8 protein-coding genes and 2 tRNA genes are annotated in these 12,308 nt (G+C 37.7%); 7 read left to right on the forward strand and 3 right to left on the reverse strand.

Annotated features, from left to right (window positions below; genetic code table 11):
* Positions 1-97 precede the first annotated feature (97 nt).
* Both BLR60_RS16100 and BLR60_RS16105 read right to left on the reverse strand, forming a co-directional pair.
* Positions 98-628: a hypothetical protein gene (locus tag BLR60_RS16100; protein ID WP_143009099.1), complete on the reverse strand. Its 531-nt coding sequence runs from the start codon at positions 626-628 to the stop codon at positions 98-100.
* Positions 629-639: 11 nt separating this feature from the next.
* Positions 640-2,766: a prolyl oligopeptidase family serine peptidase gene (locus tag BLR60_RS16105; protein ID WP_090501624.1), complete on the reverse strand. Its 2,127-nt coding sequence runs from the start codon at positions 2,764-2,766 to the stop codon at positions 640-642.
* A gap of 290 nt (positions 2,767-3,056) precedes the next feature.
* Between BLR60_RS16105 and BLR60_RS16110 the strand changes: the two genes are divergently transcribed.
* The 7 genes from BLR60_RS16110 (at position 3,057) to BLR60_RS16140 (ending at position 11,969) form a co-directional block, all read left to right on the forward strand.
* Positions 3,057-6,278 carry a SusC/RagA family TonB-linked outer membrane protein gene (locus BLR60_RS16110; protein WP_090501625.1) on the forward strand — a complete coding sequence of 1,074 codons (3,222 nt, stop codon included), beginning with the start codon at positions 3,057-3,059 and terminating at the stop codon, positions 6,276-6,278.
* Between the two features lie 18 nt (positions 6,279-6,296).
* Complete coding sequence (locus BLR60_RS16115) at positions 6,297-7,835, forward strand: RagB/SusD family nutrient uptake outer membrane protein (protein WP_090501626.1); 1,539 nt, start codon at positions 6,297-6,299, stop codon at positions 7,833-7,835.
* A 285-nt stretch (positions 7,836-8,120) separates the two neighbouring features.
* Positions 8,121-8,870, forward strand: a complete 750-nt coding sequence (locus tag BLR60_RS16120) for a UDP-2,3-diacylglucosamine diphosphatase (RefSeq protein WP_090501628.1) — start codon at positions 8,121-8,123, stop codon at positions 8,868-8,870.
* A gap of 680 nt (positions 8,871-9,550) precedes the next feature.
* Positions 9,551-10,624 (forward strand): peptide chain release factor 1, encoded by a 1,074-nt coding sequence (gene prfA / locus BLR60_RS16125; RefSeq protein ID WP_090501656.1) that lies wholly within the window; start codon positions 9,551-9,553, stop codon positions 10,622-10,624.
* Between the two features lie 102 nt (positions 10,625-10,726).
* Positions 10,727-10,800, forward strand: a tRNA-Asp gene (locus BLR60_RS16130).
* Positions 10,801-11,263: 463 nt separating this feature from the next.
* Positions 11,264-11,476, forward strand: coding sequence for a TIGR04139 family peptide modification target (locus tag BLR60_RS16135; RefSeq protein WP_090501630.1), 213 nt, complete (start codon positions 11,264-11,266; stop codon positions 11,474-11,476).
* A 416-nt stretch (positions 11,477-11,892) separates the two neighbouring features.
* Positions 11,893-11,969, forward strand: a tRNA-Asp gene (locus BLR60_RS16140).
* 154 nt (positions 11,970-12,123) lie between these two features.
* Here the strand turns inward: BLR60_RS16140 and BLR60_RS16145 are convergent.
* The coding region (locus BLR60_RS16145; RefSeq protein ID WP_143009100.1) for a transposase at positions 12,124-12,308 on the reverse strand (185 nt) is incomplete at its 5' end.

A 12,308-nucleotide genomic window follows, 5' to 3' on the forward strand; every position in this document is an offset into this window, starting at 1 on the left:
ATTCTAGATAATTTTGCAATCTTATTATATTCAGTATTTTATATGCTTTGAGCTAATTGAAAACAAAAGTTAAAGGTTTTTAGTGTTTTAAAGCAAATTATAATTGGTCTATGGATTTACTAGGAAATTGTTCTCTTTCTTTATCCGAGTCATAAAAAGCTAATATTTTAGCTTTGCCAATAACCCGTTCTCCTTCATGGATATGCCATACCTGACCAAGATTTAAATAGGGGTGGAGTAAAGGAAAATCAAGAAACCTAACTTTCACATTTTTTTTCTCCCCTGGTTCTATTGTAGGCCACTCGCTAAAATTAATATCCCCAATAAAGGTTTGTAACATTTGGTTTTGTTTGTATTCGAATACATGATTGGGTCTGAAGCCTGATATAATACCCGATTTTCTTCCTCCATCATTTGTTGGCTTCAATTCCAGTTCTGCCTGCACTAAAATTAATGAATTTGAATTTTCATACTCTATTTCGTTGAAACTTACTAATGTGTATTTATTGTATGCCATTAAATCAAAAACTTTTGATTCGCCTGTTGCCAACCATTTTTTATAAATAAGTATTCCATTTTGATATAGATACAGTTCATTATTTTTGATCACTTTATGAATGTTCATCATAATTTACAACTTTACCAACTCATCCCTAAATTCTGAAATGCAAAGCTCCAAACATCGGTTGCTTCTTCAATTACTTTCGTAGTGGGTTTGCCGGCACCATGCCCTGCATTGGTTTCTATTCGGATTAAAACCGGGTTTTCGCCTTTGTATTTCTCCTGTAGTGTTGCTGCAAATTTGAAAGAGTGCGCAGGTACCACGCGGTCATCATGATCTGCTGTCGTAATTAAAGTTGCGGGATAATTAACACCGCTTTTGATGTTATGGAGCGGCGAATACTTGATCAGGTAATCAAAGTCTTCTTTTTTATCGCTGGTGCCATATTCAACTGCCCAGCCCCAGCCAACAGTAAATTTGTGGTAGCGGAGCATATCTAAAACGCCTACAGCAGGTAAAGCTACTTTAAATAAATCGGGACGTTGAGTCATGCAGGCCCCAACCAATAAACCGCCGTTTGAGCCGCCCGAAATCGCGATTTTAGCAGGATTGGTATATTTTTCTTTAACCAGGTACTCAGCTGCGGCGATAAAATCATCGAAAACATTTTGTTTTTTGGCTAACATACCGCCTTTATGCCAGGCTTCGCCATACTCGCTTCCTCCGCGTAAGCTCGGCTGAACGTAAATACCCCCGCGCTCCAAAAACAACATGCGCGAAAGACTGAACCCGGGCGTTAAACTAATCTGGAAGCCGCCATATGCGTAAAGGTAAACCGGATTGTTGCCATCCAGTTTGATGCCTTTTTTGTGTACAATAAACATGGGTACTTTTGTGCCGTCTTTTGATGGATAAAATACCTGTTTAGTCTCATAATCGTCTGTATTGAACTTCAGTTCTGACTTTTTATACAAAATAGATTCGGCCTTGTTCACATCGTATCGGTAAATATTGCCCGGAGTGGTGAAATTCGAAAAAGTATAAAAAAATTCTTTATCTTCTTTGTAGCCTCCAAAGCCTCCAACGGTTCCAATTGCAGGTAGTTTTACTTCACCAATTTTCTTTCCGGTTAAATCAAACTGAATAATACTGGTGCTTGCATCTTTTAAATAGGTAGCCCAGAGAAATCCCCCTCCGGTTCCGATACCTTCCAAAGCCAATTTCGATTCAGGAATAATTTTCTGCCAGTTTTTCGGATCTTCATTTTTGGGATCCACCAAAACCACCTGTTTGTTCTCGGCTCCGAGATCGGTATTGACCAATAATTTATCGCCAACATTATCAATCACACTGTGGTTGTGTTCATAGCCTTTAATTAATAAGTTGATTTTGCTACCGGGTGCTTTTAAATTCTGGTAATATAGCGCATTGCCCGAAGTGCCAGCGCTGGCATAAACCACCAAAAAGCGTTCATCTTCTGTAACAGTGGCACCTAAATATAAATTCGGATTGCTTTTATCTTCAAAAACCAACTGATCATTTTGTTGCTGATCGCCCAATTTGTGAAAATAAATCTTTTGCGATTTATTGGCTGCAGAAAGATCGGTTCCTTTCGCAGGCTCATCAAATTTGCTGTAGTAAAAACCATCGCCTTTCCAGGCTGCGCCAGAGAATTTGGTCCATTTTAGCTCATCAGCTAATTTGGTTTTGTTGGCAATATCCATTACGTAAATGTTGCTCCAGTCTGATCCGGCCTGTGCAACGGAATAGGCCAGGTATTTTTTATCATGTGAGAAACCGAGCAGGGAAATGGCCGCTGTTCCATCTTTGGTGAGTGTGTTGGGGTCGAGAAAAACTTCTTCTTTGCCATCTAAACCTTTTTTAATAAACCAGATACTTTGATTTTGAAGACCATCGTTTTTGGTAAAAAAATAATATTCGCCTACTTTAAAAGGGGCACTTTCTTTTGGATAATTCCATAGTTCAGTTAGGCGTTTTTTAATATCAGCACGATAGGGAATTTGCTCAAGATAATTCTGGGTGACTTTGTTTTCGGCGCTAACCCAGGCTTTTGTCTCTGCCGAGGTATCATTCTCTAGCCACCTGTATGGGTCGGCAATAGTGGTTCCGAAATAATTATCTTTTGTGCTGTCTTTTTTCGTTTCAGGGTATTTCATCAATGTTATTTTTTCTGCTGGTTTTTTGCCCTGGTTACAGGCAAAAAGGCTTAGTGCAAATAAGGATAATAGAATTTGTTTTTTCATGGTTTAATTTTCTTTTTTTTAATGTCAAACTGTTATTTCCTAATGCACTGCTAAATTGTCTGAAAAGTATTGCTTGTTTTTATGAGTTTAGATGTGTTAATGTATTATTTTTATACAGTTTTTTTAGAAAAATAATTTTTTCCTTTGATCCAAACCTAAATCTTTTATTTTTGCAGCCAGATACCCCCCGGCAAACTAGCTTATTCATGAATATTATCCCCAACAAGACCTAAACCAAGTCTTTTACTTCTTTTTCTTAAAAAACTAATTTTTAACCTAAACAAATAAGTATGAAACAAAACTTACTAATTTTTATTGCCCTTTTTTGTTCTCTTATAGCTTTTGATGGCTATGGACAGAGCAGAAAAATTACGGGTAAAGTTCTGGATAGCAAAAATATGGCTATCCCAAATGTGAGCATCGTCATTCAAGATGCTAATATGTCGAGTCAGACCGATTTATATGGAAACTTTAGCCTTTCTGTAAATAAAGGTGTTACCGTTGTATTTAAATCACTTGGCTTTCAGGACCAAAGCATTGTTATTGGCGACCAAACCAACTATACAATTAAGTTAGAGGATGCTGTGCGCAACCTGGATGAGGTAGTGGTTGTGGGTTATGGTACGCTAAAAAAAGAGGCCATTACCGGTTCTGTTTCTTCTATAAACGCTGACGATATTGCAAATAGGCCTGTTGCAAATGCATTGGTAGCTTTGGAAGGTTCTGCACCAGGTTTGCAGATTAATAACTCTTATGGTGAACCGGGATCTGCACCAAGTATCCGTATCCGTGGATTTGGATCGATCAATGGGAACTCAGCACCTTTAGTTGTTTTGGATAACGTTGTTTACAGTGGAAGTGTTAATGATATTAATCCAAATGATATTGAATCGATTTCTGTTTTAAAAGATGCAACTTCAGCGAGTTTATACGGAAGTAAAGGTTCGAATGGTGTAATTGTAATCACAACCAAAAAAGGGAAAAATGGGATTTCAAATTTAAATTTGTCTGTAAATCAAGGTTTATATACAAGGGGTATTCCTGAATATGATAAGGTAACACCTCAAGAATATATGGGAGTTGCATTTTTGGGATACCGAAATCAATTAATGACAGCTAATCCTGCGCTGACAATAGCACAGGCAAACGCAACGGTAAATGCGAATTTAGTGCCAACTATCCTGAAAACCAATATTTTTAACTTACCTGATAATCAATTGTTCGATGCAAATGGCAACTTAATGCCTGATGCACAGATTAAGGGGACTTATGCTGAAGATTTAGATTGGTTTAAGCCAATTAGTAGAGATGGTTACCGTCAAGATTACAACCTGAGTGGTCAGTCTGGATCGGAAAAATCTAATTTATTTTATTCGTTGGGTTATTTAGATGAGCAGGGTTATATTAAAACATCAGATTTTGAGCGTTTTACCGGTCGTGTAAGCGGGAGCATTAGCCCAAGATCATGGATTAAAGCTGGATTAAGTTTAAATGGAAACTATCAGGTTAACAATAATACTACTGGTAGCGGCTCTGGTTTTACCACACCATGGAACTTCGCAAGAAATATTGCACCCATATATCCAGTTTATGCGCATAATCTTTCTACGGGTGAATATACTTTAGATGCTTCTGGAAATAAAATTTATGATAATGGAGTAAATTCAAGAACTCAGTATCTAAACCGTCACGTAATTTGGGAAAACGAATTGAATATGGATAGGACATATCAAAATTCGTTAATTTCTCAGGCCTATGTAGATATCAATTTCTTAAAAGATTTTAAATTCTCTACCATAGCAAGTAATTCACTAAGAAATTCTGAGCAACGTACCTACAATAACGCCACTATTGGCGATGGAGCAGGAAACAAAGGAAGAGGTTCCAGAACGGTTTATAGAAGAAATGAATTAACCCTGCAACAACAATTAACTTATAAAAAGAGTATTAACGACCATAATTTCGATTTCTTAGCGGGTCATGAAAGCTACTATTATAGGTATAACTATCTGTATGGTTATAAGACCACCGAAACTTTTGCGGGTCAGGTAGATTTGGTAAACTTTACCCAGATTACAAATTTAACCGATTATGAGCAAAATGATAGAACAGAAAGTTTGTTAAGCAGATTGCGTTATAACTATAAGGAAAAATACTTTGTAGAAGGTTCATTCAGGAGAGATGGAACATCGAGATTACATCCCGATAATAAATGGGGTAATTTCTGGTCGGTTGGTGGAACCTGGTTGGTTTCTAAAGAAGATTTCTTTAGTTCAATATCACATTATGTAAATGATTTAAAACTCCGTGGCTCTTACGGTAAAGTAGGGAATATTAGTAGTGTAGATCTTTATGGTTATATGCCATTATATACCATCGGACAGAATAATAATATTGCTGCGCTATATAAAACCCAAAATGAGAATCCTGATTTAAAATGGGAAGGACAAAGAGCAATTTCTGCAGCTTTAGAAGGACGTTTTTTTAATAGATTGAATTTAACAGTTGAATATTTTGATAAAGGATCGGATGGTTTGATCTTTGATGTTAATCTTCCACTTTCTGCAGGTGCAACCAGCACAACAAGTGGCGTATCAATCATCACTAAAAATATTGGTAAGGTTAGGAATAGCGGTTTTGAACTTTCTGCAGACGTCGATATCATTAAAAATCCAAATTTTACCTGGAACTTTGGTGCCAATGCAACATTCTTAAAGAACAAAATTGTAGCGTTGCCTCCAGAAAATAAAGCCAATGGTATTATAACAGCTCCATTTAAATACATGGAGGGGCATTCGATTTACGATTATTTCTTATATCAATATGCGGGTGTGGATATGATGACCGGCCAGGCGCTTTATTATGCGGACGATGCGGCATTTAGCCCAACCAATACTACAGGTGCACACTATCAATTCTTGGTAAATGTTAACGGCGTAAATTATACCCGTAATGCAACCTATGCTAAACGCGATTGGAGTGGTAACGCTATTCCTGATGTAATGGGAAGTTTTAATACTAGCTTTAGCTATAAAAACTTCACTCTATCCACATTGTTCAATTATTCAATCGGAGGAAAAGGATTCGATTATTCTTATATCGGCTTGATGAGTGTAACCTCTACACCAAGTGCAGTTCATAAAGATATCTTAAATTCGTGGAATGGTGTGCCGGAAGGAATGACATTAACTTCTCCAGATAGAATAAACCCAACAGCTACACCTCAGATTAACTTTACCAATAGCCAATACAATAACAATAGTATAAGCAACAGGTTCTTGTATGATAATTCTTATTTCGTAATTAAAAACATTGCTCTTGGTTATAATGTACCAAAAAATGTTATCAGAAAATTAGATTTGAGCAAATTGTCATTTACTTTCCTCGTTGATAACTTGTCAACATTTACCAGGATGAAAGGTCTAAGTCCACAGCAAACTTTTGGCGGTTATAGCGAAAGCCAGTTTGTTCCTTCGCGTACTTTCTCTTTAGGTGTTAATATTGGTTTATAGTATTTAGAAATAAAATATATGAAAATTTTAAATAAATATATAAGTGCAATTGTCATTATTTCGATGTTTGCATCATGTAAAAAGGAGTATTTAAATACCGCTCCAACAAATTCAACCGCTCCAAGTACTGTTTTTGCTACTACTGCCAGCGCGGCATTAGCGGTTAACGGGTTGGCGAAGTTAATGACCCAGCAAAAAATCTCAAGCCAGGGTTTTAATGGCGAAGGAACCATAAAAATGTATTATGGAAACTATGCGGGTAATCACTTCGGCGTTAATTTACCAGGTTTTTCTATTCCAATCAATATGGAGTTTTATGCCAATCCAACCAGCACCTATGGATATTATCCTTGGTATTACTACTACTCCATTATAGGTAACGCAAATACCATTATCAATAGAATAGATGCCGCTAGTGGTACTGAAAGCGAAAGACAATATATTAAAGCCCAGGCTTTAACATTTAGGGCTTACGCTTATACCATGTTGGCGCAGTTATATGGTAACAGATGGTCTGACTCAAACAATGGTGCTACGTTGGCTGTGGTATTAAGGGTTGATGAATCTACAGGCGATATACCACTTTCAACATTAAAACAAACTTATGACTTGATTTACAATGATTTAAATACAGCCATCAGTTTATTTACAGCATCTGGTAAAACCCGAGTAGCAACGCAATTCTATCTAACTGATATTAACGTGGCTTATGCAACTTATGCAAGGGCTGCCCTTAACAGACAGGATTATGCTGCTGCTGAGAATTATGCCAATAAAGCGAGACAAAACTTTCCTTTAATGACGAATGCGCAGTATAAAACAGGTTTTAACACTTCAAACAGCGAATGGATATGGGGTTCTTATGGAGCAACTGACGAGACCTTATTTTTCTATTCTTTCTTTGCTTATATCGCTTACAATTCAACGGCGTCAACAATTACATCAACGCCAAGATATATGAGTAAGGATTTATATGCCAAAATACCTACAACCGATATCAGAAAGGCACTGTTTTTAGATCCAAAGAATTTGGCATATAACACTACAACAGGCGAAGGAAGCGCTGCTTTAACTGCAGCTGCGAAAGCGCAATATCCTGCTATGCAATCAGCAGCCAGATCTTATCCTTATATGCAATTCAAATTTTCTGCAATCGATATGCCCGGTGTTGGAAATCTAAACCACTTCAGAAGTTCTGAAATGATTTTGATTGAAGCTGAAGCAAAATATTTCCAGAATAAGCCAGCTGCAGATATTCAGGCGTTAATGAATGCTTTAACTAAAACCAGTTTGAGAGACCCTAATTACAATTGTACTTCAACTGGCGCAGCACTTTTGGACGAAATCAAGTTATATAGAGCCATTGAGCTTTGGGGCGAAGGGTTCGACTTTTTCGATTTAAAAAGATGGGGGGATAAGATCGAAAGAAAAAGTTTTGCCAATGGTGGCAACTTTGTTAATATTTTGGCAACAACTATTCTGCCAAACCAGGCAAACAATTGGAAAATTGTGATTCCTAGTAGAGAAACAGATTATAACGGAGCTTTTAATCCATAGTAAATTTCAATGCAAAAATATGCGGCAATCTCTAATAGGGTTGCCGCTTTTTTTTATCTAAATAATGGGTTTTAATCTTTTTCTCTTCGGGGTTTTCACCATTGAGAAATTAAGAGCATTAAGTTTTTTGCCACGGAAACACAGATTTACACGGAGTTTGGCTGTTTGTTTTAGTCTTTAGGTTTTTACCTTCGGTTGATTGTACTGGTTTTAGGATCACAGATTATGGAGCTTTGGTCTTTCTTCTTTAGTCTTTAAGCTTTTTGCCTTACCTTTGAAAATTCCATGGCAAAAAATATTTACTTCGCTTCCGATTTTCATTTAGGTACGCCCAATTATACCGAAAGCCGTGCCCGTGAGGCGCGTATTGTAGATTGGTTGAATTTTATAGAACCAAATTGTAGGGAATTGTTTTTGATGGGCGATATTTTCGATTTCTGGTTTGAATATGCGAAGGTTATCCCCAAGGGGTTTATCCGTTTACAGGGTAAATTGGCTGCCATGGCCGATGCGGGAATAAAAATCTACTTTTTTAAAGGTAACCATGATATGTGGGTGCGCAATTATTTCACCCAGGAAATTGGCATGGAAATCATTAGCGATGAACTGGTGATTGAGCGGGGTGAAAAGAAATTTTACCTTCACCATGGCGATGGCTTAGGTCCGGGGGATCATAAGTATAAATTTTTAAGAAAGATTTTTAGGAGTAAAGTTTGCCAGTGGTTATTTGCGCGTTTGCACCCTAATCTGGGTATTGGTATTGCAACTGGATGGAGTCAGGGTAGCAGGGCAGCACAAACCGAGAAAGAAGTGTTTTTGGGGGAGGAAAAAGAATGGCTGGCCATTTATGCCAAAGAGCAACTACAGAAAACGCATTTCGATTATTTTATTTTCGGACACAGGCATCTGCCACTTGATATCGATTTAGGTAATGGAAGCCGTTACGTAAATATTGGCGAATGGCTTAATTATAATTCTTACGGGGTGTTTGATGGGGTAGATTTAAAACTGGAATACTATAAGCCAAAACCATAACTTCTATTTTTTCGGAAAGCAGTGTCTGTAGCATTGAATGTTCGCCGGGCTTTCCGTTATAGTCCCGATGAAAAATCGGGAGCTGCCACTGTAATCCCGTTTATTAAGGCAGGCCGGTACTACTATTTGAGGTTGTATTAAGCCTAAAATCTACCATAATTTGTTCCTAAACCCCCGCCTGCAGCGGGCAGGTGATAGAACGTAAAGCCCGGAGCGCAGCGAGGACTTGGAGTGATAGCGGGGCTGCCGGCTGCCATAAGTGAGGAACTGCTCATTTTCAAAACCTTTTAATAATGTCCTTTACGTTTAGAACTATTTTAAAAAAAAATGATGTCTGTTTTTGGAAAGCAGTGTCTGTAGCTTTTTTTAATGTTCGTCGGGCTTTTCGTTATAGTCCCGATTAGAAAAAAATCGGGAGCTGTCACTACAATCCCGTTTAGGTACATCGGTTTCTGCTGCTATTTCGGGTTGCATTGTGTATAGACGTACAGTCTGCCAAAGCAGGAATCTTTCATTTTCTAATTTTAATAAACCATCCATTAGGCTCAATGCCCGTGCAATTAACCAATTTGAACAGTTAACCAATTAACCATGCTCCAAACAAACTTTTTTCCTTATTTTTGCATTTCCTGAATTTTTGGGCCTATACCAACCGTCAGGAAATTTCAACAAGAATAAATATGTTAGATAAATTAGAAGCTATAAAGCTGCGTTGGGAAGATGTGGAAGAATCGTTGAGCAATCCGGATGTAATTCAGGATATGAAACGTTTTGCGGCTTTAAATAAAGAATATAAAGACTTGGGCAAGATTGTAGATGAATACAAAATCTACAAAAATGTGATGAGTAACATTGATGCCAATAAAGAGATATTAGCGACTGAAAAGGATCCTGAAATGCGTGAAATGGCGAAGGAGGAATTGGATCTGCTGTTGAAACAACAGGAAGAAATGGAAAGCAATATTCGTTTGATGCTAATCCCTAAAGATCCCGAAGATGCCAAAAATGCGGTTTTTGAAATCCGCGGCGGTACGGGTGGCGACGAAGCGGCTTTATTTGCAGGCGATTTGTACCGCATGTATACCCGTTATTTCGAAACAAAAGGCTGGAAGGTTGAAACGGTTGATGTAACCGAAGGTACCGCTGGGGGGTATAAAGAGGTAATTTTGAAAGTGAGCGGAGATGATGTTTATGGACAGTTGAAATATGAAAGTGGTGTACACCGCGTACAACGGGTACCAGATACCGAAACGCAGGGCCGTGTTCATACGTCTGCTGCATCTGTAGCGGTTTTACCAGAAGCAGAAGAAATTGATCTTTATATTAACCCTGCTGATATTGAGTTGCAAACATCGCGCTCGGGTGGTGCTGGTGGACAGAACGTAAACAAAGTAGAAACCAAAGTGCAGTTAACGCATAAGCCATCGGGTATTGTAGTAGTATGTCAGCAGGAACGTTCTCAGCTGGGTAACCGTGTAATTGCGATGGAGATGTTGCGTAGTAAGCTTTACGATATCGAATTGCAGAAGAAAAACGGAGATATTGCTGCAAAGCGTAAAACGATGGTATCAACAGGGGATCGTTCGGCAAAGATCAGAACTTATAATTATCCTCAGGGCCGCGTTACCGAACACCGGATCGGCTTAACGATGTATAACCTGCCATCTATTATGGATGGCGACATTCAGGAGATTATTGATGCACTTCAGTTTGCAGAAAATGCAGAGAAGATGCAGGAAGGTGCTGTAGGTTAAGGAGTTAAATATTTTTTGAAAAAAATTTTGCGAATTAAGATATAGTCTCTATATTTGCAACCTCGAAAGAGACAAGAGGTTCGAACTTTAAAGAGAACAAAAGGAGTGGTAGTTCAGCTGGTTAGAATGCCTGCCTGTCACGCAGGAGGTCGCGGGTTCGAGTCCCGTCCATTCCGCTAAAAAAAGCATCAATTTATTGATGCTTTTTTTTGTTAATATCACCTTGATAATCAGTTCGTATTCTTTTCTTGCCAAGTCCGTATCTCCAGAATTCATTAGATACGAAAAGATTCTAGCCTAAATTTATAGTGCTGATTAGTCATTCCAAACTGTTCATCCCTACTTTACCATCTGTTCTATATGGGGTTATAGAGTCCTTTAGCGCATTTGTTGGTAAACGTTACGAATATCTATCGAAACCCAACAAATATCAAATGTGCCTTGTACTGCCAAATGTTTATATTCAACTTTAAAATAACTTATTGTGGTAGTGCTAGCAAATTAAATTTATACCGCAGTAGTTAGCTATTTATATAATATTTTTTGTAGACGTGCAACTGATGTTTTATAAATAGCACCCAAACCTAAACGCCAGGGTAAGTTGGCGCTTATCAATCAAATATTAAACTTTAAAAGAAAATGATAAAGTTAAAAGAGATGCAAAAAAGCTTGTCATCATTGGAAAACAAGAAACTGGGTTTCGAAAGTTATAAAGCTGTATTAGGTGGTTTAGCTGGTGGACCTAAGTATATCGTTTCTAACCTTAAAGATGAAAACGGATGTCCATTGGTGGATTACTATTATGATGGCAAATGGTGTGCTAGATTTAGCGATTGTAAAAACCAATATTGATAATAATCAATTCAAGAAATAAAAAATTAAGTCTGCGAGTTTTTTGTTTTTTAAAATGAAAAACTTGCAGACTTAATCTTATCAGCGGTGAAGAATCGGTACGATCTATATTAGCTACTGAACATACTGTTTCGACAGGTCTTGAAGGGGCCAATATATCTTTGATATTAAAATTGCAGTAATAGATCATGTGTAAAGGTTGAGTTCGAGTCCTGTACATTCTGCAACAAAAGTCTAATTTGCAAAGTTAAGGCTTTTTGGTTGAAGACTGTTCTGATGAAAATATTTAGAATGAGGCTCAGCCTGTTACGCAATTATTGATTAAAAAGTGGAGTACTATAGTGATAAACTGAATATAGTGCCTATATTTGCAGTCCTGAAAAGGGAAAGAGGTTCGAACTTTAAAGGGAACAAAAGGAGTGGTAGTTCAGCTGGTTAGAATGCCTGCCTGTCACGCAGGAGGTCGCGGGTTCGAGTCCCGTCCATTCCGCCAAGTGACATACAAAATGTATCAAAAGCCTCTAGAATGTATTTCTAGAGGCTTTTTTGCTTCTACAGCATCCAATAAATTCAAACTTTCTTAAAATATAGGTGGACAAATCGAGCGCACTTTACGGATCAATACCAAAAGTTGTGTGATAAACGTATTAAGCATATAATTGCGTTAGTCTATAGAGGAAAAACTTAACGCATTTAACACCACGGAACTGAGCCCTGAAAGCTTTGATTTTTGCATCGAAAGATTCTGCCGCTGCATTTGTTGATCTGTTATCAAAATAGTTCAATATTGTTGTGTAATGGTTCTGGATGGACCTTGCAATTGTATTGAACG

Source organism: Pedobacter terrae, from assembly GCF_900100705.1.
Taxonomy (GTDB): Bacteria; Bacteroidota; Bacteroidia; order Sphingobacteriales; family Sphingobacteriaceae; genus Pedobacter; species Pedobacter terrae.

Excerpts from the sequence above, each read along its gene's own strand:
- BLR60_RS16100 (WP_143009099.1), bottom strand. The coding sequence starts at position 628 with ATGATGAACATTCATAAAGTGATCAAAAATAATGAACTGTATCTATAT.
- BLR60_RS16105 (WP_090501624.1), bottom strand. The coding sequence starts at position 2,766 with ATGAAAAAACAAATTCTATTATCCTTATTTGCACTAAGCCTTTTTGCC.
- BLR60_RS16110 (WP_090501625.1), top strand. The coding sequence starts at position 3,057 with ATGAAACAAAACTTACTAATTTTTATTGCCCTTTTTTGTTCTCTTATA.
- BLR60_RS16115 (WP_090501626.1), top strand. The coding sequence starts at position 6,297 with ATGAAAATTTTAAATAAATATATAAGTGCAATTGTCATTATTTCGATG.
- BLR60_RS16120 (WP_090501628.1), top strand. The coding sequence starts at position 8,121 with ATGGCAAAAAATATTTACTTCGCTTCCGATTTTCATTTAGGTACGCCC.
- prfA (WP_090501656.1), top strand. The coding sequence starts at position 9,551 with ATGTTAGATAAATTAGAAGCTATAAAGCTGCGTTGGGAAGATGTGGAA.
- BLR60_RS16135 (WP_090501630.1), top strand. The coding sequence starts at position 11,264 with ATGATAAAGTTAAAAGAGATGCAAAAAAGCTTGTCATCATTGGAAAAC.